Raw genomic sequence first — 19,026 nt, 5'->3', positions numbered from 1 at the left:
GGGTTGCGGTGAGATTTGCGGCGCAGGGAATCGGAGCGCGCCTTGTGTGTTCGGCGGGAGCGCGCGGGCAGAGAGGGAATTGATCTCTTTGCGCCCGGATCCGCGGTAAGGCTATGCGCTCTTCCTATGATGTGGGAAAATATTCCTTCTGGCTGCGTAATCTGGCTCAATTTCAGGCGAATGTTCTTCTTAAACATCCACTAAACCGATGTATGAAGTCAAGCGCAGCGGGCAATGCAACGGGCCCTGCGCGGCCCTGCCTTTGGCACAAGCCGTCGAGATCTCGGCAGTCGTGGGGCAGTCGTGGGGCAGTCGCGCGGGCGTGATCAGAAATCCCAAGTTTTTTTGTCAGGAGCACATGCCAAGCGCGGCGGAACCTGTTAACCACGCGCTGACATGCCAGCCCCGGTTCCGGGCAAGCCGTTGCAGATCAAGACCTCAGGAGGCTTCATGGAGCAAATCATTACCCGTCACCGCCACGAGACCCGGCGGCGCAGCCTGACCATTACCGAGATCTTCCGCCTGACCCCGAATATGATCCGGGTCGAGCTTGCGGGCGAGGATCTCGCCGATTTCATCAGCCTTGGCGCCGATGACCATATCAAGATCTTTCCCGAAGGCGCGGGCGACGGCGCCGAGATGCGCGATTACACCCCGCGCCGCTACGACAATGCCGCGCAAAGCCTGACCGTCGATTTCGCGGTCCATGGCGAGGGCAGCCCCGATCAGGGTCCGGCGACGCGCTGGGTGATGACGGCGGCGCCGGGCGACCGGCTGGAAATCGGCGGGCCGCGCGGCTCTGCCGTGGTCGCGCCGGTTTTCGACTGGTATCTGCTGATCGGCGACGAAACCGCCCTGCCCGCGATCGGGCGGCGCGCCGAAGAGCTTGAGGCGGGCGTGCGCGTCCTCACGCTGGCCGCGGTGGATTCCGCAGCTGACGAGCAGGTCTTCGAGACCCGCGCCAGCCATGAGCCCCATTGGGTCCATCGCCCTCTGGATCAGGCCCATGAGCCCGGCCCGCTTCTCGATGCGCTCGCGGGGCTCGCGCTGCCCGAGGGCCGCGGCTTCGTCTGGATCGCCGCCGAGGCCAGCGTCACCCGCGCCCTGCGCGCGCAGATCTTCGAGCGCGGCCATCCCAAGGAATGGGTCAAGGCGGCGGGCTATTGGGTCCGGGGCGCGGCGGATACGACCGAGAAATTCGACTGAGATATTTTCTTGGTGTGAGGGGGCGTTCCGCCCCCTCTTGCCCGTGCCGGGCAATTCACCCCCGAGGGTATTTGCGGTGATGAAGAAAACGCGCGCCGGTTTTTGGGAGGCGATTTTCGGGCGGGCTTTGACACTGAAGAGAGATTCGTTTGGGCGGGGTTTCGCCTTTCGCGCGAGGTCGCGGATTTTTCTGCTGGGAAGGAACTTCCGACTTTCGTCGCGGGCCGGGAATAACATGCCAGCGCGGATGTCGGTTTCGCGACGCCGTCCCGGCAAGATCGCTCGCAGCGGCTTCGGCTTTGCGCTATGTTGGCGATAACGAACCTGAATTTGGTGTGCCATGGCTTCTTCATCAACATTTTCGCGCGCTCTTGGCGTGGCCTTTGCCGCGCTGATCGCGGGCGCGGCTCCGGTGCTCGCGGCCGATGATCCGGCGGCGATCATCCGCATCGGCTCGCTTTACGAGCCCCAGAACCTCGACAATACCGCCGGTGCCGGTCAGGGCATCAACGAGGCCTTTAACGACAACGTCTATGAGGCGCTTTACCGGCTGAATGATGATGGCTCGGTCGCGCCCGCTTTGGCCGCCGAGCACAGCGTGTCCGCGGACGGGCTCACCCATACGTTCAAGCTGCAGCCCAATGTGAAGTTTCACTCGGGCGCGGCGCTGACCTCGGCGGATGTGAAATATTCGATCGAGCGCGTGGTGGCGGAGGCGTCGAAATCCTCGCGCAAGAAGAGCCTTGCCGGGATCGAGGCGATCGAGACGCCTGATGATCTGACCGTGGTCATCAAGCTGAAGGCGAAGTCGATCTCGCTGCCCTATAACCTGAGCTACGTCTGGATCGTCAGCGACAAGGCGGGCGACATCACCGGCAAGGAAGATGGCACCGGGCCTTATAAGCTCGCTGATTGGAAGCGCGGCTCGGCTTTGTCGCTCGAGGCGTTTGACGCTTACTGGGGCGCGAAACCGGCGAATGGTGGGGCGACGTTCAGCTATTTCACCGATGCCTCGGCGCTCAACAATGCGCTGTTGACCAATGCGGTCGATGTCATCACCTCGGTCCAGAGCCCCGATGCTTTGGCTTTGTTCGAAGATCCCACGGCCTTCACCATCGCCGAGGGGAAATCGACCACCAAGGAGATCATGGCCTATAACGACCGCGTCGCGCCCTTCAATGATGTGAAGGTGCGCAAGGCCCTGGCCCGCGCCGTCGACAAGAAGAAGCTGCTCGAGGCGATCTGGGGCGACCGGGGCACGGTGCTCGGTTCCTTCGTGCCGCCGACCGATCCCTGGTATGAGGACCTGACCTCGGTCGATGCCTATGATCCGGCAAGCGCCAAGGAGCTTTTGAAAGAGGCGGGCTTCGAGAAAGGCTTTGCCTTCACGCTTGAGACCCCGAATTACGATCCCCATCCGATCGTGGCCGAGTTCCTGAAAGCCGAGCTCGCCAAGGTGGGCGTCACGGTGAATATCCACGTCATCACCGCGAACGAATGGTACACCAAGGTCTATCAGGCCAAGGATTTCCAGGCGACGTTGCAAGAGCATGTCAATCACCGCGACATCGTCTTCTACGGCAACCCCGATTTCTACTGGGGCTATGACAATCCGAAAGTGACCGAGCTGATCAATGCGGCCGAGACCTCGGATACCGACGAGGAACAGGCGGCAAAGCTGCGCGAGGCCAACAAGCTGATCGCCGAGGATGCTGCGTCGAATTGGCTTTATCTTTATCCGCAGCTGGTGGTCTCTTCGACCAAGGTGGCGCATTATCCGGTCAATGGTTTGAATGCGCAGTTCTTCCTGCGCGGCATTACCAAGTCGGAATAATCATCTGAGAGGGTGAATGGGTCGCTATCTTCTGCGCCGGACCTTCGTGCTGGCCCTGTCGCTTGTCGCGGCAGGGCTGGTTCTCTTTGTGCTCTTGCGGCTCTTGCCGGGGGATCCAGCGGCGGCCCTGCTGTCGGTCGGGGCCGATGATGCCCAGATCGCGGCGGCGCGTGCCGAGGTCGGCAGCGACCAGCCATTGCTGATCCAACTGGGCATCTTCCTGTCCGATCTCGCCCGCTTCAATCTGGGCACGTCTTTCGTCTCGAACGCCCCGGTCCTGCCCGAGATTGGCGCGCGGCTGACGGTCACGCTGCCCTTGACCTTCGCGGCCTTCCTGCTCGCGATCCTGATTGCCGTGCCTTTGGGCATCATTGCGGCGGTCAAATCGCATCGCTGGTATGGCGCGCTGATCTCGGCGGTGTCGCAATTCGGGATTGCCGTGCCGGTCTTCTGGATCGGGATCATGCTCGTGTGGATCGTCGCGGTGAAATGGCGCTTGCTGCCGGCCTCGGGCTTTCCGATCAAGGGCTGGGCGACCTTTGGCGAGGCGTTTCGCGCGCTGATCCTGCCGGTCGTCACCGTGGCTTTGGTCATGTCGGCCTCGCTTTTGCGCTATGTCCGCGCGGCGGTGCTGGATGTCTTGGGCGCGGATTATCTGCGCAATGCCCGCGCCTTGGGGGCGAGCTATCCGCAGGCGCTCATCCGCCACGGCATCCGCAACGCAAGCGTGCCGGTGATCTCGATCCTTGGGATCGAGCTTGCCTCGACGCTTTTGGGCGCGGTGGTGGTCGAGCGGGTCTTTGCGCTGCCGGGTCTGGGCTCGATGCTGCTTTTGGGCATCCAGCAGCGCGATTATCCGAGCGTGCAGGGCGTGCTTTTGATCTCGACCCTGCTGGTTCTGCTGATCGGTTTTGCCGCCGATGTGGTCCAGCGCCTGATCGACCCGCGCCTGCGCGACAAGGGGGGCGAGGCATGAAGCGGCTGACCCTCTGGATCGGGATTTTGCTCGTCGGGATCAATGTCGCCGTCGCGCTTCTGACGCTGGTCTGGCTGCCTTACGACCCGACCGCGATGGCGGGCGGACGGCTGAAGCCGCCGTCATGGGAGCATTGGGCCGGGACCGACCGGCTCGGCCGCGACTATTTCACCCAAGTGATGATCGGGGCGCGGATCGCGCTGACCGTCGGCGTGGGTGCGGTGGCTTTGGGCGGCGTGATCGGCACGACGCTTGGCGTGCTCGCGGCCTTTGCCCGGCGCGGCGCCGATGATGCTTTGGCCGCGACGCTCGATATTCTCATCGCTTTCCCGACGCTGCTTCTTGCCATGCTGGTCGTGGCCGCGAGCGATGGCGCGAGCCTTGGCACCGCGATCCTGGCGATTGGCCTTGCCATGTCGGCGATCATTGCGCGGCTGGTGCGTATCCTGACCAAGCGCGTGCTGGCGCAGGATTTCATCACCGCCGCGCGCTGTTCGGGCGTCGGCTGGGGGCGGATCGTGCTGAGCCATATTCTCCCGAATATCGCGCCGACCGTGCTGGTCGCGATTGCGCTGCAATTCGGCCTTGCGGTGATTGCCGAGGCGTCGCTCTCCTATCTCGGCCTTGGCGCGCCGCCGCCCAATGCCTCTTGGGGCCAGCTTCTGCAACAGGCGCAATCGACGGTCTTTGCCGCGCCGATCGGGGTGATTGCGCCCGGCATTGCACTGGTGCTGCTGGTCCTTGGCATCAACTTTCTCGCCGATGGGCTGCGCGATCTGCTTGACCCGGAAAGGAGCGCGGCATGAGCCTTTTGACCCTGCGCGATTTGCGGGTTGCGAGCGCCGCAAAAGAGCTGGTCCATGGCGTCAGCTTCACCCTTGAACCCGGTGAGCAGCTGGGGCTGGTTGGCGAAAGCGGCTCTGGCAAATCGCTGACGGCGATGTCGGTTGTCGGGCTTTTGGCGACGGGGCTGCGCGCCTCGGGCTCGGTGCTGCTTGGCGGGCAAGAGGTCGTGGGCCAGCCCGACCGCCGCCTTGTGCCGCTCCGTGGCGCGGTGGCTTCGGTCGTGTTCCAAGACCCGCGCTCGGCGCTGGATCCCCTGATGCGGCTGGGGCGGCAGCTGGCCGAACCGATCCGCCGCCGCGCGGCGCGCGAGGGCCGCGCCCTGACCGCGAGCGCGCTGAAAGCCGAGCAGTTGCAATGGCTTGACCGCGTGGCGATTGCCGAGCCTGAGCGTATCCTTGCCGCCTTCCCGCACGAGGTCTCGGGCGGGCAGCGTCAGCGCATTGCGATTGCCATGGCGCTCGCCTGCGGGCCGCGCCTCTTGATCGCCGATGAGCCGACGACCGCGCTTGACGTCACGACGCAAGCCGAGGTGCTCGACCTCCTTGACGGGCTCGTGAAGGCCGAGGGTCTGGCGCTTCTCTTCATCAGTCACGATCTTCCGGTGGTGGCGCGGATCACCGACCGGGTGATCGTGATGCGGCAGGGCGATGTGGTCGAGGAAGGCCCGGCGCGCCGCGTCTTCACCCGGCCCGCGCATGAATATACCAAGGCGCTGGTCGGTGCGGCGCGACGGTTGGAGGCCGCTTTGGCGGGAGATGAACTGCCATGAGCCTGTTTGCGCTGGAGAATGTCTCTTACGGCTATGACCGCCGCTCGACCGTGTTGCATGACGTTTCGCTGCGGCTGGAAGAGGGCCAAAGCCTCGGGATTCTGGGCGAAAGCGGCTCGGGCAAATCGACGCTGCTGCGCCTGCTTCTCGGGCTCGCCGCGCCGACATCGGGCAGGCTTCTGGCCGATGGCAGCCCGCTTGATCTGGGCTCGCGCGCCCGGATGGCCGCGCATCGCCGCTTCGTGCAGCCGGTGTTCCAGGACCCCTATACCTCGCTTGATCCGCGCATGAAGGTCGGGCGCATCATCGCAGAGCCGCATGGCGCGCTGAACCTGCCCGGTGACAGCGCCGCCGAAGTCGCCCGCGTGCTCGCCGCCGTTGGCCTGCCCGCGGATAGCTTGGACCGCTACCCCCGCGCCTTTTCCGGCGGCCAGCGCCAGCGCATCGCCATTGCCCGCGCCTTGATCGCCCAGCCGCGCGTCTTGATTGCCGACGAGCCGGTCTCGGCGCTCGATCTCTCGACCCGGGTGCGGGTGATTGACCTTCTGGCAGAGCACGCGCGTCAGCTGACGCTGGTGCTCGTCTCGCATGACATCGCGATTGTCGCCGCACTGTGCCCGCAGATGGTCGTCTTGCAAAAGGGCCGCATCGTCGAGGCGGGCGCGACGCGCGAGATCCTGCGCGCGCCCCAGCATCCCTATACCCAAAGGCTTCTGGCCAGCCTGTTGAAACTGCCGGAACCGCATGAAGGACAAACCGCATGAGCTATGAACGTGACATCACCGATTGGCGCGCCGAGCGTCTTGCCGCGCTGACCGCCGAGGATGGCTGGCTCGATCTGACCGACCGCGTCGAAATCTCGCCCGGTCGGCTGACGGTCGGCACAAGCGCCGAGAACGATGTGGTCATCTCGGCCGGGCCTGCGCATCTCGGCGTGCTGGATCTTGCCGCGGATGGCAAGGCAAGCTTTGATGACGGGACCGGCCCGCGCGATTTTGCGCCCTATCCCGACAATCCGCCGCGGCTGAAGGTCGCGGATCTGTTGCTTGAGGCGACCTCGATCGAGGGGCAGTATGCCTTGCGCGTCAGGGACACGCTTGCCCCCGCCCGCACCGAATTTCCCGGCATCGACAGCTATGCCATCGACCCCGCCTGGCGGATCGAGGCCGAGTGGTCCAAGCTCGACGCGCCAAAATCGCTTGGCATTGACACGGTCGCGGGGATCGCGACTTCGGTCGAGCTGACCCATCAGGCGCGCTTTAGCCATGACGGGCATGAGGTCACCTTGCTGCCGACCCATTGGAAACTCGGCAAGCCGATGTTTGTCATCCGCGACAAGACCTCGGGGCCGGAGACCTATGGCGCGGCGCGCTTTCTGATCGGTGAGGTTCAAGGCGACAAGGTGGTCTTGGACTTCAACAAGGCCTTCAGCCCGCCCTGCGCCTTCACCGATTTCGCGGTCTGCCCGCTGCCGCCGCGCGAAAACATCCTGCCTTTCGCGGTCCGTGCCGGCGAGAAGAAACCCGCGGGCCATTGAGGCGCGATCCCTTGGGCTGAAGCTCAACCCAAGGGAGAACAAGTGACCCGAATTTCTCCTGTCAAGACAAGGGCTTGCGGTCACAGATTTGTCAGGAACGCCCCCCTATTCAGAGGGCGGGCTTCCTGACATTCTGCCTCTGTCTTCGGAGGTTTTCATGTCCCGTCATCTGATCCGCACCGCCCTTGGCCTTGGCCTTTTCCTGACGCCGCTTGCGGCTTTTGCCGAGGGCCAGCAAACCCAGAAGGGCGAGCGGATCGAGGTGGCTTTCGTGCTCGATACCACCGGCTCGATGGTCGATCTGATCGAGGGCGCCAAGCAGAAGATCTGGTCGATCACCAATACGATGCTGGATGTGAACCCGGATGCCGATATCCGGCTGGCGCTGGTCGCCTATCGCGATCGCGGTGACGATTACGTCCTGCGCACCCATGACATGAGCGGCGATGTGCAGGACATCTACGCCAAGCTGCGCCGGTTCAGCGCCGATGGTGGCGGCGATACGCCGGAATCGGTGAATGAGGCTTTGGACGAGGCGGTGCGCAATCTCGACTGGACCAAGGGCGAGAAGGTCCGCCGCATCATCTTCCTCGTGGGCGACGCCCCGCCGCATATGGATTACGACAATGCGCCCCGCTATGCCGAGGTCATCGCGCAGGCCCGCAAGAAGGGCATCACGCTGAACACGGTTCAGGCCGGGGACGATGGCGAGACCCGGCAATATTGGCAGGAAATGGCGCGGCTCGGCGGCGGGCGTTACATTGCGATCCCGCAGGACGGCGGCCAGATCCGCCAGATCCCGACGCCCTTCGATGCCGAGATTCTCAAGGTGCAGGACAAGATCGACCAGACGATCCTGCCCTATGGCTCGCAGGTGGAGCAGGCCGAGGTTCGCGCCAAGGTCGCCGACCGCAAAACCGCCTCGGCTGAGGTTCAGGCCGACAATTCAAGCTTTTATTCCAAGAAATCGGTGAAGAAAGAGGCGGTGACCGGCGGCAATGACATGGTCTCGGCGGTGGTCAACGGCGATGTCGCGCTCGACAAGATCCCCGAGGCCGATCTCGCGCCCGAGCTGCAAAAGATCCCCGCGCCCGAACGCAAGGCCTATCTCGACGGCGTCATTGCCGAGCGCGCCAAGCTTGAGGCCGAGATGGACGGGCTGGTCCAAAAGCGCGATGCCTTCATCGCCTCGGAAAGCAGCAAAACGGCGGCAAGCGACAGTTTCGACAGCTCGGTCAAGGAGCTCTTGAAAGAGCAGATCGCGACGGAGTAAGGCGCCCGCGCGGGGCGCCTTGTCCGGGTTGGGCCCCGCTTACGCCTTGTCGGCGGTGTCGAAAGCTTCCAGCGCGCGGGTCGAATAGACCAAAGCCGCGCCCGCATTCATCGCCACGGCGACGCCAAGCGCCTCGGCCAGCTCTTCGCGGGTCGCCCCGGCCTTGGCCGCCTCATTGGCGTGATCCGAGATACAGCCATCGCAGCGCGTCGTCACGGCGACGGCAAGCGAGATCAGCTGACGGGTCTTTTCGTCGAGATGGTTGGTCTTCTTGCCGGCGGCGCTGGCGGTGCCATAGCCTTTCAGCGTATCGGGCGAAAGCTGCGCGAGCTTGCGCACGCCTTCCATCAGGTGACGCCGGTTTTCGTTCCAATCCATGGCTTTTCCTCCATTGGTGAAGCTGCCCGAAGGCTAGGTCCGGGGGGAAAGCGGCGGCAATCGGCGGAAAGTCGTAAGCCTGCGCGAGGCTGTGGCGAGGGCGCACGGGCCCAGAGCGCGCCCTGATCATTGCGCGGCGCGCAGGCTGGGTCTATCGCTAGGGCCCTTGCCTTTCGGACCAAAGCCCATGCCCGATCCATTTCTCATCACCCCTGCCCGGCCAGAGGATGCGGATGCGCTTGCCCGGATTTATCTGGAGGCGCGGCGCGAGATCATGCCCAAGGCCGCGCCCGACAGCTTCACGCTGGAGGATTTTGCGCAAGACAGCGCCGGTGAGGTGGTCCTTGTGGCGCGCGGTGCGGGCGGGCCAGAAAACGGGGCGAAAAACCGCGGGGTGCTGGGCTTTCTCTCGCTTTGGGCGGCGGATCACTTCATCCATATGCTTTATCTCGACAAAGCGGCGCGCGGGCGCGGCATTGGCGCGGCGCTGCTGCAGGCGCTGCCCGATTGGCCGAACCAGCCCTATCGGTTGAAATGTCTGGTCGAGAACCAGCGCGCGCGGCATTTTTATGTGGCGAAGGGGTTCGCGGTGCTGCGCGAGGCGACCTCGTCCGAGGGCGATTATGTCGAGATGGAGCTGCGCCCCGCCCGGTGACGGGCGCAGGCTTAGCCCTCGCGCGCAGGACAACGCCCGCGCGCGAGGCAGGCGTCAGGCGTCGGAGAGTTCGGCCTCGGTTTCGGTCTCAGTTTCGGGCAGACGGAAAACCGCATCGGCGGCACCTGCGGCCAGCATCGGTTGGCTTTCGCCCTGCGGGATCAACACGCGCACGTCATGGATGCCGAAATCCTCAAGCTGCCACGGCACGCCGCCGCCCCATTGCAGATGGCCCATGCCGATGATGCCGACGACCAGAGGCTTACCCGGACGGCACACCGCATTGCGGATGCGGGTGGCGAAGGCGCGATCCCAGACCTCTTGCGCGCGCACGAAACGGTCAAAGCCCGGATCCTCGGCCGAAGTCACCTTGCGGCCGGGCGCGCCGCCGCCGGTCAGCTCGAAGATGAAGCGGCGATAGGCCTCGGAGGAGGGCCGCGCGGGGGTCAGCCCTTCGCGGTTTTCCTCGGGCACGCTTTGCCAGCCGCCCGCGCCGACCTCGCGCACGAGCTCGCGGCGGCAGTTCAGCCCGACCATCGGGATCTTCATCTCGCGGCAAAAGCGGAAGATCGGCATGTAAAGCTCGGCCGGGAAGCCCCAGACATTGGCCCATTCGCAGCGCTCAAGGAAAATATCCTCGTCAAGCTTGCCGAAAACCCAGGAGTGCAGCACCTGATCGAGCCGGGCCGGGAACATCTCGAAGCCCATGACGATCGGGCGATGGGCGGCGAGCCCCGCCGCGACGTGAAGCTGCCAGCGGTGATGGGCGGCCTGATCGTGACGCTCGCCCAAAAGCACGACCTCGGCGCCGGCAAGGCGACCCATGAGCTGGGGATGGGTCGCGGGCTGCTGCTCGGCGGGCAGGAACCAGGGGGTATAAGGCTCGCTCATGCGAAAGCGTCCGAGATGAGGGTGAGGCCGGTCGGCTGGCCGCTTTGGCCAATCGCGATGCGCGCGCGCGGTGCCTCTTGCCAGCTGGCGACCGAGCCGCCTTCAAGGTGGAGGTGGAAGTCCTTGGTCATCACATTGACAAAGCCCATGACCGGCTTGATCTCGGCGACAACGCCCTTCCATTCCTGGCCTACGCCCGCGCGGTCATTGCGGATCGCGACTTCCGCGCCGCTGTCGCGCAAAGCCTCGAAAGGCGCGAGCGCGGGATCGGCGGGGTCAAGCTCGGGGCGGGGGTCGCTGCTTGCCGCTTCTTTCGGCTCGGGTGCTTCGGCGACCACGGCGAAATCGGCAAGCGCCGCGTCAAAGGGCTCGACCCCTTCCATGCCGACGACCGAAACGACGAGCTCGCCCGCAGCGTCGCGGAATTCGAGGCGCGGATAGACCTTGTCGCGCATGACGGAAGTGCGGTCGATCAGCACCGAGGCGAGCGCGCCGGTGTCGATGCGGGAATCGTGGCAGTCGCCCGAGATGATGACGGCATCACCATCGCGGGTCACGGCCTCGACCGCGCCGATGCGCTCATGCGTGGTGCCTTCGGTGCGCACGATGACCATCAGGCGGCCAATCGCGGGCAGGCGGGCGAGCACCTCGGCCGGGGTTGCGCCGGAAATCTTTGCGCGCTCAAGGGTTTGCGTGGTCATGCGGTTTTCCTTTCAGGATCGGTCTGTCCGATATGAAGCGTGTCATCCAGCCGCAGCCCGGTCGGGCGGCGATGGGCGACCATGATGATGGTGGTGTCGGGCAGCTCGGCGGCGAGCCAGCCCAGAAGGTCGGCCTCGGTCATTGGATCGAGCGCGGCGGTCGCCTCGTCGAGCACCAGCCAATCGGGGCGCAGCATCACCGCGCGGGCAAGGCCAAGCCGCTGACGCTCGCCCATCGAGAGCCCGCTGAGCGAGGTTTCAAGCAGGCACGGGTCCAGCCGATGCCCAAGCCCGAGCCGCGAGAGCACGCGGTGCAGGCGCTTGGGGTCATGCGTGGCGGGGTCCTCGGGATGGCAGGCGGCGGCGCGGATGGTTTCGGCCAGCACCGGCGCGCCTGCGGGCAGGAAGGCGAATTTTCCCGCGGGCGCCTCGATCCGGCCCTCGCCCCAGATCCAGAGACCCGAAACCGCCGACAGAAGCGTCGTCTTGCCCTGGCCCGAGCCGCCCGCGATCCACAGCCGCGCGCCGGGGCGCAAGGCATAATCCGGCGTCGGATCAAGCCAGCGGCCATCGGGGGTCGAAAGCCGCAGCCCCTCGAGCCGCAGCCAACCATCCGCCGAAGCCACGCGGTCGATCTTTTGCGCGGCGCCGGGCAGAGGCTCGGGCGCGCGGGCGTTTTGCATGAGCCCGTCCAGACGCTCGCAAACCGCGACGAATTCCGCGAGCGCGCGGTAGCGGAAGATGAACCAGCTTAGCGTCTGGGTGACGCTGCCAAAGGCATTGGCGAGCTGCATCATGCCGCCAAGCGTCACCGCTCCGGCGAGATAAGCGGGCAGCGCGAAGAAGGTCGGCACGCGCAGGATCGTGGTCTGATAGGGGCGGTGGAAGAGGTAGAACAGGAATTCGCGCCGCATCAGCCTGCGCCAGTTCAGCTCGATCTGGCCAAAACGCTGATCAAGGCGGCGCTTCTCGGCGGCCTCGCCTTGGGTCTGGGCGACGAGATCGGCGCTGGCGCGGATCTGGATCAGCGCATGGCGGAAATCGGCCTCGGCGCGCTCTCGGGTGAAATAGACCCGCTTGAGCGCGCGCCCGCCAAGATGGATGACCAGCGAGGCCAGCCCGACATAGATTGGCGCGAGCCAGACCATATAGCGCGGAATCTCGATGCCGAAGCCAAAGACCGTGATCGCCAGAACAAAGCTCGACAGCGACCACAGAAGCGCCACATAAGAGACCAGCGCCACGACTTTCGAAATCAGTTCAAGCGAATATTCCAGAATTTTTTCAACGAATTGGCGGCAATCTTCGGCGACGCGCTGGTCGGGGTTCTCGACCGGGGTCGCGCCAAAGCCCGGACGCAGCAGCCAATAGGCGCGGTTGCCGAGCCAATGGTCGATCGCCTGCACGGTCAGCCGCGTGCGCAGCCGCAATTGCAACGCCTTTTGCAGATAATCGCCAATCAGGAAGGTCACGACCCCCGAGGCGGTCAGGATGCAGAAAATGCCGATCTGATGGACTGCCGCCGCCGCATCGACCTTTTCCAGCGCATTGTAGAAATCGCGATACCAGTCGATCTGGCGCAGCGAGATCCAGATCTCGACGAAGCTTAAAGACAGGATCGTGGCAAACAAGAGCCCGGCCTTCCACGCCCCCGGACCAAGGCAGGCCGCCCGGGTCAGCCGGGCGGCGCGTCTCAGCGTCAGGCGCAAAGTGGGGCGCTGGCTCGAAGGTCGGCTCGGGCGGTCAGGGGCGCGCTCTGGCACGCGCCCCCCCTCTCCTGCCCCGCCGGTGGTGGCGTCAGCCATGCGGGTGCTCATCGGCTTAGAACTTCATCTCGAGCGAGGCCGTGAAGAAGCGGCCCGGCGCGGTCTGAAGCTCGAGCGGGTTTTGCGCGCCGACAGACCGCGACGGCGTCACCGAGTAACCCGAGGCGCTGTCGTAGAAATAGCGCTTGTCGAAGAGGTTCTTCACGCCAAGGTTCAGCACGGCGGTGTCGGTGACTTTCCAGCTGGCATAGGCATCGACCACGCCATAACCCGGCGCCTTGAAGTTGTTCTTCGTCGCGGTTTCGCGGATGCGGCTGGCGACCGTGCCCATCAGGTCGAGCGTCAGATCGGGGCGCGCTTCCCAGCTCAGGCCCAAGGTCGCGGTCAGCGGCGGCAGATCCTGCGGGGTTTCCTCGGATTTCTCATCGACCTTCTGGCGCCCCTTCATCCAGGCGGCCGAGCCGGTCAGGCTGAGGTTGTCGGCGAGATCATAGCGCCCTTCGAGCTCGAGCCCCCAGGTCTTGACCTTGCCGATGTTGCGGTAGGTGTAGACATTGGTTCCCGGCGGGTTCCAGAAGCTCTGGATGAAGTCGGTGTAATCGGCGCGGAAGGCGGTCACGCCGAAATAGCTTTGCGCGGTTTCGCGGCGCAGACCCAGCTCGAAGCTTTTGACCTCTTCCGGGCGCAGATCGGGCGCGGGGATCATGTCAAAGCTCGCGCCCGGCACCGAGGTGTAAAGCTGCTGCGCGGTCGGCATCTTGAAGCCCTGACCGTAATTCGCCCAGACCTTATAGGTGTCGTTGATGCGGTAAAGCGCGCCGAAATTGCCCAGAACCTTGCTGTCCGAACGGGTTTTGGGCTCTTTGCCGATGACGGGGATGTAATCCTTGTCCGGGTTCGGCTCGATGCGGTAGCTCGCGAAACGCAGGCCCGGGGTCAGTTCAAGCTGGCCGTTGAGGAGCGAAATCTTGTCCTGCACATAAAGATCGGCGCGACGGGTCTTCGAATTGGCGAAGTTGAAGCCGCCCGCGCGTTTGATCTCATCGGTGCCGGTGGTGAGGTTCTGGACGCGGTCGACGCGCGCATAATCGGTATGGGTCAGGTCGCCGTCAAAGCCCCAAGTCAGCTCGTGCTCGGCGCTGCCGGTCGAGAAACGCGAGGTCGCCTGAACGTCGAGCTCGAAGAAATCCTCCGAGTAATCCAGTCGGTCGCGGGTGATGACGTTCTGGCCCGCGGCATTGCGCGACCATTTGGTGCCGGTCCGCTTATAGCTATAGGGCGTATAGGCGAAGGTGGTGCGGACCTCATCGACAAAGCCCGAGCCCGGCGTCCAGGTATGGGTCAGCGAGAAATGCTGACGGCGAACCTCGAGGTTGCGGTCGTGGTTGAAGTTCACTTCGCCCGTCGGCAGGCCGGTCATCGAGGAATAAACCGGGCCCTTGAGCACGTTATATTGCACATCGGTGTCGCGCTGCAGGAAGTCCGCGGTGAAGGCCAGACGATGCTCGCTCGACGGCGTCCAGACCAGTTTCGCCAGCAGACGGTTCGCGGCAATATCGGCGGGGTTGAGCTCGTTACAGCCCGGCGCGCCATAGTCGATATTGCGCTCGCAGCCCGCGACGCCGCCATCGGCGCGCGCCTTGCGGAACTTGGCCTCATGCGCATCGGTGCGCGCGATCCCCAAAAGCGCGGTCAGATCCGGGCTGAAGCGCTGCGCAAAGGCCGCCGAGACCCCGCTTTCGCCGTTGAGGGAATCGTAGGACAGCCGCCCGGTCCCGGCGCGGTCCTGCCCTTGCAGCACATCCTCGGGGTCGATCGTGGTGAAGGCGACCACGCCGCCAAGCGCATCCGAGCCCCAAAGCACCGAGGACGGGCCTTTGACGACATCGACCTGTTTGATGAAATTGAAATCGAAATAGTCGCGCGTGCCATCGGTGATGCGCTCGGCCACGCGCGAGCCGTCGATCAGCATCTGCACCCGGTTGCCGCCGACGCCGCGGATATTGACGCCGCCAAAGGTCGCGAAAGGATCGGTCGCCGAGGTCTGACGGCTGACGGTGACGCCCGGAATATAGCGGGTCATCTGTTGCAGGTTGTCCTGCCCGCGCGCCTCAAGCGCCGCACCTTCGACAACTGTGATCGAGGCCGGCGCGTCGCTGACATTGGTGCTTTGGCGGGTGGCGTAGATCGTGACCTTGTCGAGCGTCACGACACCGTCTTCGGAATTCTTGATCGCACTTTCTTGCGGAGCGGCCGGCGCGCTGGCCTCTTGGGCCAGAGCCATGCCGCTCATCGGCAAAGCCAGAATCGTCGTCGCCCAAAGGGCGGCGCGGGGGGGGAGTCTCATATCTGTCCTCATCGCACAGGTTTGCGGAACTTGCTGGCGAAGAGGCTAGCTCCCGGATGTTTCCCGGAATTTCAGCCCGTTAAGATTTGTTTAGTATTTTTGTCAACAAGTCGGGCGCCGGATTTGGCCGCCGATCAGGCGAGCTGTGGCAAGAAAGTCGCGTTATGCGTAATTTATTTGTGACTTGAAGATCAATCTGCCGTCAAAGCTGTGCCGTGCCCCTGCCTTTGGAATCTGTCGCCGGGGTTTTCGCGCGCAGATGCAGGTGCCGTTTCCTGAAGGATTCCCCGTAAGTGGAAATAATGCTTGTGGGAATCGGAATTCTCGCGCATTTAATTACGGAACAAACAGAATAAGACGGTCAAAAGCGTAACAACTGACCGCGTCACATGAGGGCATGATGCAGGCAAAAACGCGCATCGACAAGCTCGTCGGCGAGCACGCCCGGGCTTTGTCCGGTCGGCTGCAGGCGCATCGCGCGCAGCTTTTCCCGCCGGATGCCCGGCGGCAGCTGCGCAAATTCACCAGTGGCGAGGTCGCGGATCTTCTGGGCGTCAAGGATGCCTATCTGCGCAAGCTTGACCTCGAAGGCAAGGGGCCGAGCCCGGAAACCCGGGCGGGCGGGCGGCGCTATTACAGCCCCGACGACATTCAGGCTTTGCGCGTCATGCTGGAAAAAGGCGCAAAGACTCCAGGCACTTACCTGCCGGGACGGCGCGAGGGCGATCATCTTCAGGTCATCACCGTCATCAACTTCAAGGGCGGTTCGGGCAAGACCACGACGGCGGCGCATCTGGCGCAAAAGCTCGCGCTTGACGGCTACCGTGTGCTCGCGATCGACCTCGACCCGCAGGCGAGCCTCTCGGCGCTGCACGGTGTTCAGCCCGAGTTCGACCTCGAAGACGGCGGCACGCTTTACGACGCGATCCGCTATGAAGAGCCGGTGCCGATCCGCGAGGTCATTCAGAAGACCTATTTCACCAATCTCGATCTGATTCCCGGCAACCTTGAGCTGATGGAATTCGAGCATGATACGCCGCGCGCGATCATCGAACGCTCGGGTAAGTTTTTCTTTACCCGGATTGGCGACGCTCTCGCCGAGGTTGAAGCAGATTACGACGTCGTGGTGATCGACTGCCCGCCGCAGCTTGGTTTCCTGACCATGTCGGCGCTGTCGGCGGCCACGTCGATCCTGGTCACGGTCCATCCGCAGATGCTGGATGTGATGTCGATGTGCCAGTTCCTGCTGATGACCTCGGATCTTCTGGGCGTGGTCGCGGATGCGGGAGCGGATATGAATTACGACTGGATGCGCTATGTCGTCACCCGCTATGAGCCGGGAGACGGACCGCAAAATCAAATGGTTAGCTTTATGCGCTCGCTCTTCGGCGATCATGTGCTGAACCATCCCGTACTGAAATCCACCGCGATTTCGGATGCGGGCATCACCAAACAGACGCTTTACGAGGTCGAAAAAGCCTCGTTCAACCGCACGACTTACGAGCGCGCGATGGAAAGCCTCAACGCCGTCAATGGCGAGATCGAGGCGCTGATCCAGTCCTCCTGGGGGCGGAAAGGGGCTGAGTGATGGCACGCAAGGATCTTCTCAAAGGGCTGATGCAGGCCGCGGTCGAGCCCGCGCCCGACGATCCGGCACCGCCGCGCTATGGCCGTGGCGCGGTCGGAGCGGTCTCTCGCGGGATTGACGACCTCAAGCGGCGGGCGATTCTCGATGTGCCGCCCGATCTGATCGACAATGCGGGCCTGCGCGACCGGCTGGATGAAGATCCGGCGGGCAGTTTGGCGTTGCAGGCCTCGATCAGCGAATACGGCCAGCAGGTGCCGGTGCTTTTGCGCCATCATCCGAATATCGAGGGCCGCTATGAGGTCGTCTATGGCCGCCGCCGGGTCGCCGCGCTCAAGGCGCTGAAGCTGCCCGTCAAGGCCATGGTGCGCCAGCTTGATGACCGTGAACTGGTGATTGCGCAGGGTCAGGAAAACTCGGCGCGCAAGGACCTGTCTTTTATCGAAAAGGCGCTGTTTGCCCAGCAAATGGCGAAATCCGGCTATGAGCGCAAGGTGATTTGCGACGCTTTGGCGATCGACAAAACCGTGCTGTCGCGGATGTTGACCGTGGTCGAAACCCTGCCCGCCGAGCTCGTCTATGCAATCGGCTCGGCGCCCTCGGTGGGCCGCGATCGCTGGCTTGCGCTGGCGCGGCGGCTCGAGGGCGCGGATCTTGCGGCGGCGATTGAAGCGGCGGTCGCAGGCGGCTCGGATGAGCGTTTCGAGCAGGCTTTTGCGGCCTTGGCGCCCCCGCGCGCGGCGAGCACCGGGGCGCGCGCCTTGCGTGACAGCCGTGGCCGGGCCTTCGGTGCTGCGCGGGCGAGCAAGCGCAGAATGGTTATCGAGCTGAGCGGAGAGGGCCGCGCCTTTGGCGATTGGCTGGCCGATCAGCTTCCCGAGATTCATCGTAACTGGCTGGAAAACAAGGCTAAGTCCGATGGGTGAGACGCAGGTTTATCAAGCAGGAGGCACGACCCGGCACAAATAAAGAAGCCCTCCAGGACATGACATCCCGAAGGGCCGGTCTTTCGATCTAGCACTCGCAAGATACCGGCTTTCGTTGACAGCTGTCAACAGCGTCTGTTCAGGCGGGCGGATAGTTTTTGCCCCGTGACATCAGATGAGACATATTTCCATGACGCCTTTCGGGCGGCAGCCGGTGACGGCTGGCCTGTTGGCAACCCATGCCCTGGCCGAGGCGGAAGCGCCTTCGACCAGCCCGGACAAATGGGCGCTTCTGCGCGAGCTGACGGCCGCGCGGTTGCAGTTCGCTGTGAGCGACCGCGATCTCGCGGTGCTTTCGGCGCTGTTGAGCTTTCATCCGGGCAAGATTCTCGCCGATGACGACAAGCTCATTGTTTTTCCGTCAAATGCGGCGCTTTCGGATCGCGCCCATGGCATGGCGGAAAGCACTCTGCGCCGCCATCTGGCCGCTCTGGTGCGCGCAGGCCTGATCCTGCGCCGGGATAGCCCGAACGGCAAGCGCTATGCCACGCGCCGCACGGGCGGGGCCTTCGATCTGGTCTTTGGCTTCGACCTGCGCCCGCTGCTGGTGCGCAGCCCCGAAATCGCAGCAGCAGCGGCCGAGGCCCGCGCGCTTGCGCAAACGCTGCGCCGTCTGCGCGAGGCGGTGGTGCTGCGTCTGCGCGATGGGGCGAAGCTTCTGGGCTGGCTGGCCGAGCATCAACCCTTGGCGGTCGAGAGCTACCATCTGCGGCTCGCAGCTTTGCAACGGCAGTTGCGGCGCAAGCTGGATGCGGACATGATCGAAGGGATGGCCGTGGAAGCTGATAGCCTGTTCGACGACATTCGCAGCCAAATTCCGGTATTTGCAGAAGAATTGCACGCCAATGACAGCGAATATGAGCGGCACAAACAGAATTCAAACTCCCTAATCTTAGAATCTGAACCTTGCCAAGAAAGGCAAGAGCGCGGCGGCGAGGTTTCGACCTCCTTGCCTCTGGGGATTGTGCTTAAGGCGGCGCCTGACATTCGAGACTATGCCCCGGATGGTATCCGATCCTGGCGAGATCTTGTGGCCGTGGCCGATGTAGTGCGACCGATGCTGGGGGTCAGTCCCGATGCCTGGGCGCGCGCCTGTCAGATCATGGGGGCGGAAACTGCGGCGATTGTGCTGTGCTGCATTCTTCAGCGTGTCACCGAGATTTCGCGACCCGGGGGCTATTTGCGCGCTTTGACCGATAAGGCGGAGGCCGGAGGGTTCTCTCCGGGGCCGATGGTGATGGCTTTGATCCGGGCCGAGAATGCGCAGGTGAGTTAG

17 protein-coding genes are annotated in these 19,026 nt (G+C 64.0%); 12 read left to right on the top strand and 5 right to left on the bottom strand.

Annotation, left to right across the window (positions count from 1 at the left end):
• The first annotated feature begins 450 nt into the window (after window positions 1-450).
• The 8 genes from JCM7686_RS18235 (at window position 451) to JCM7686_RS18200 (ending at window position 8,441) form a co-directional block, all read left to right on the top strand.
• On the top strand, window positions 451-1,206 hold the full coding sequence (locus JCM7686_RS18235; RefSeq protein WP_020952193.1) for a siderophore-interacting protein: 756 nt from the start codon (window positions 451-453) through the stop codon (window positions 1,204-1,206).
• Between the two features lie 340 nt (window positions 1,207-1,546).
• A complete protein-coding gene (locus JCM7686_RS18230; protein ID WP_020952192.1) occupies window positions 1,547-3,040 on the top strand; it encodes an ABC transporter substrate-binding protein in 1,494 nt (497 codons plus the stop codon).
• Window positions 3,041-3,056: 16 nt separating this feature from the next.
• Complete coding sequence (locus JCM7686_RS18225) at window positions 3,057-4,016, top strand: ABC transporter permease (RefSeq protein ID WP_020952191.1); 960 nt, start codon at window positions 3,057-3,059, stop codon at window positions 4,014-4,016.
• Window positions 4,013-4,822: an ABC transporter permease gene (locus JCM7686_RS18220; RefSeq protein ID WP_020952190.1), complete on the top strand. Its 810-nt coding sequence runs from the start codon at window positions 4,013-4,015 to the stop codon at window positions 4,820-4,822. The genes JCM7686_RS18225 and JCM7686_RS18220 overlap by 4 nt, the downstream gene beginning before the upstream one ends.
• On the top strand, window positions 4,819-5,631 hold the full coding sequence (locus JCM7686_RS18215) for an ATP-binding cassette domain-containing protein (RefSeq protein ID WP_020952189.1): 813 nt from the start codon (window positions 4,819-4,821) through the stop codon (window positions 5,629-5,631). The genes JCM7686_RS18220 and JCM7686_RS18215 overlap by 4 nt, the downstream gene beginning before the upstream one ends.
• Complete coding sequence (locus JCM7686_RS18210) at window positions 5,628-6,395, top strand: ABC transporter ATP-binding protein (protein ID WP_020952188.1); 768 nt, start codon at window positions 5,628-5,630, stop codon at window positions 6,393-6,395. Before JCM7686_RS18215 ends, JCM7686_RS18210 begins: the two co-directional genes overlap by 4 nt.
• On the top strand, window positions 6,392-7,168 hold the full coding sequence (locus tag JCM7686_RS18205; protein WP_020952187.1) for a DUF1684 domain-containing protein: 777 nt from the start codon (window positions 6,392-6,394) through the stop codon (window positions 7,166-7,168). Before JCM7686_RS18210 ends, JCM7686_RS18205 begins: the two co-directional genes overlap by 4 nt.
• A gap of 157 nt (window positions 7,169-7,325) precedes the next feature.
• Window positions 7,326-8,441: a vWA domain-containing protein gene (locus JCM7686_RS18200; protein WP_020952186.1), complete on the top strand. Its 1,116-nt coding sequence runs from the start codon at window positions 7,326-7,328 to the stop codon at window positions 8,439-8,441.
• 39 nt (window positions 8,442-8,480) lie between these two features.
• Here JCM7686_RS18200 and JCM7686_RS18195 read toward each other — a convergent pair whose 3' ends face one another.
• Entirely contained in the window at window positions 8,481-8,819 is a 339-nt protein-coding gene (locus tag JCM7686_RS18195; RefSeq protein ID WP_020952185.1) for a carboxymuconolactone decarboxylase family protein, read from the bottom strand.
• Between the two features lie 187 nt (window positions 8,820-9,006).
• Here JCM7686_RS18195 and JCM7686_RS18190 point away from each other — a divergent pair, with 187 nt between their 5' ends.
• Window positions 9,007-9,474 (top strand): GNAT family N-acetyltransferase, encoded by a 468-nt coding sequence (locus JCM7686_RS18190; RefSeq protein WP_020952184.1) that lies wholly within the window; start codon window positions 9,007-9,009, stop codon window positions 9,472-9,474.
• A 54-nt stretch (window positions 9,475-9,528) separates the two neighbouring features.
• On the opposite strand, the gene JCM7686_RS18185 is transcribed toward JCM7686_RS18190, so the two are convergent.
• The 4 genes from JCM7686_RS18185 to JCM7686_RS18170 are packed head-to-tail and all read right to left on the bottom strand — an operon-like array spanning window position 9,529 to window position 15,179.
• Entirely contained in the window at window positions 9,529-10,365 is an 837-nt protein-coding gene (locus JCM7686_RS18185) for a ChaN family lipoprotein (RefSeq protein ID WP_020952183.1), read from the bottom strand.
• Window positions 10,362-11,066: a ChuX/HutX family heme-like substrate-binding protein gene (locus JCM7686_RS18180; protein WP_020952182.1), complete on the bottom strand. Its 705-nt coding sequence runs from the start codon at window positions 11,064-11,066 to the stop codon at window positions 10,362-10,364. Before JCM7686_RS18180 ends, JCM7686_RS18185 begins: the two co-directional genes overlap by 4 nt.
• Window positions 11,063-12,871: an ABC transporter ATP-binding protein/permease gene (locus JCM7686_RS18175; protein WP_084621243.1), complete on the bottom strand. Its 1,809-nt coding sequence runs from the start codon at window positions 12,869-12,871 to the stop codon at window positions 11,063-11,065. Before JCM7686_RS18175 ends, JCM7686_RS18180 begins: the two co-directional genes overlap by 4 nt.
• Window positions 12,872-12,887: 16 nt before the next feature.
• Window positions 12,888-15,179 carry a TonB-dependent hemoglobin/transferrin/lactoferrin family receptor gene (locus tag JCM7686_RS18170; RefSeq protein WP_020952180.1) on the bottom strand — a complete coding sequence of 764 codons (2,292 nt, stop codon included), beginning with the start codon at window positions 15,177-15,179 and terminating at the stop codon, window positions 12,888-12,890.
• Window positions 15,180-15,579: 400 nt separating this feature from the next.
• Here JCM7686_RS18170 and repA point away from each other — a divergent pair, with 400 nt between their 5' ends.
• The 3 genes from repA (at window position 15,580) to repC (ending at window position 19,026) form a co-directional block, all read left to right on the top strand.
• Window positions 15,580-16,767 (top strand): plasmid partitioning protein RepA, encoded by a 1,188-nt coding sequence (gene repA / locus JCM7686_RS18165; RefSeq protein ID WP_020952179.1) that lies wholly within the window; start codon window positions 15,580-15,582, stop codon window positions 16,765-16,767.
• Window positions 16,767-17,690 carry a plasmid partitioning protein RepB gene (gene repB, locus JCM7686_RS18160; protein ID WP_020952178.1) on the top strand — a complete coding sequence of 308 codons (924 nt, stop codon included), beginning with the start codon at window positions 16,767-16,769 and terminating at the stop codon, window positions 17,688-17,690. Before repA ends, repB begins: the two co-directional genes overlap by 1 nt.
• Before the next feature lie 175 nt (window positions 17,691-17,865).
• Complete coding sequence (repC, locus tag JCM7686_RS18155) at window positions 17,866-19,026, top strand: plasmid replication protein RepC (protein WP_020952177.1); 1,161 nt, start codon at window positions 17,866-17,868, stop codon at window positions 19,024-19,026.

The sequence above is a fragment of the Paracoccus aminophilus JCM 7686 genome (genome assembly GCF_000444995.1).
GTDB lineage: Bacteria > Pseudomonadota > Alphaproteobacteria > Rhodobacterales > Rhodobacteraceae > Paracoccus > Paracoccus aminophilus.
The sequence above is the reverse complement of the archived record's forward strand: the minus strand, read 5'-3'. Positions and strand labels throughout refer to the sequence as shown.

What these genes read in the sequence shown, in the direction of transcription:
- JCM7686_RS18185 (WP_020952183.1), bottom strand. Translation starts at nt 10,365, where the DNA reads ATGAGCGAGCCTTATACCCCCTGGTTCCTGCCCGCCGAGCAGCAGCCC.
- JCM7686_RS18175 (WP_084621243.1), bottom strand. Translation starts at nt 12,871, where the DNA reads ATGGCTGACGCCACCACCGGCGGGGCAGGAGAGGGGGGGCGCGTGCCA.
- repA (WP_020952179.1), top strand. Translation starts at nt 15,580, where the DNA reads ATGCAGGCAAAAACGCGCATCGACAAGCTCGTCGGCGAGCACGCCCGG.
- repC (WP_020952177.1), top strand. Translation starts at nt 17,866, where the DNA reads ATGAGACATATTTCCATGACGCCTTTCGGGCGGCAGCCGGTGACGGCT.
- JCM7686_RS18225 (WP_020952191.1), top strand. Translation starts at nt 3,057, where the DNA reads ATGGGTCGCTATCTTCTGCGCCGGACCTTCGTGCTGGCCCTGTCGCTT.
- JCM7686_RS18205 (WP_020952187.1), top strand. Translation starts at nt 6,392, where the DNA reads ATGAGCTATGAACGTGACATCACCGATTGGCGCGCCGAGCGTCTTGCC.
- JCM7686_RS18220 (WP_020952190.1), top strand. Translation starts at nt 4,013, where the DNA reads ATGAAGCGGCTGACCCTCTGGATCGGGATTTTGCTCGTCGGGATCAAT.
- JCM7686_RS18170 (WP_020952180.1), bottom strand. Translation starts at nt 15,179, where the DNA reads ATGAGACTCCCCCCCCGCGCCGCCCTTTGGGCGACGACGATTCTGGCT.
- JCM7686_RS18180 (WP_020952182.1), bottom strand. Translation starts at nt 11,066, where the DNA reads ATGACCACGCAAACCCTTGAGCGCGCAAAGATTTCCGGCGCAACCCCG.
- JCM7686_RS18215 (WP_020952189.1), top strand. Translation starts at nt 4,819, where the DNA reads ATGAGCCTTTTGACCCTGCGCGATTTGCGGGTTGCGAGCGCCGCAAAA.
- JCM7686_RS18190 (WP_020952184.1), top strand. Translation starts at nt 9,007, where the DNA reads ATGCCCGATCCATTTCTCATCACCCCTGCCCGGCCAGAGGATGCGGAT.
- JCM7686_RS18200 (WP_020952186.1), top strand. Translation starts at nt 7,326, where the DNA reads ATGTCCCGTCATCTGATCCGCACCGCCCTTGGCCTTGGCCTTTTCCTG.
- JCM7686_RS18235 (WP_020952193.1), top strand. Translation starts at nt 451, where the DNA reads ATGGAGCAAATCATTACCCGTCACCGCCACGAGACCCGGCGGCGCAGC.
- JCM7686_RS18230 (WP_020952192.1), top strand. Translation starts at nt 1,547, where the DNA reads ATGGCTTCTTCATCAACATTTTCGCGCGCTCTTGGCGTGGCCTTTGCC.
- JCM7686_RS18210 (WP_020952188.1), top strand. Translation starts at nt 5,628, where the DNA reads ATGAGCCTGTTTGCGCTGGAGAATGTCTCTTACGGCTATGACCGCCGC.
- JCM7686_RS18195 (WP_020952185.1), bottom strand. Translation starts at nt 8,819, where the DNA reads ATGGATTGGAACGAAAACCGGCGTCACCTGATGGAAGGCGTGCGCAAG.
- repB (WP_020952178.1), top strand. Translation starts at nt 16,767, where the DNA reads ATGGCACGCAAGGATCTTCTCAAAGGGCTGATGCAGGCCGCGGTCGAG.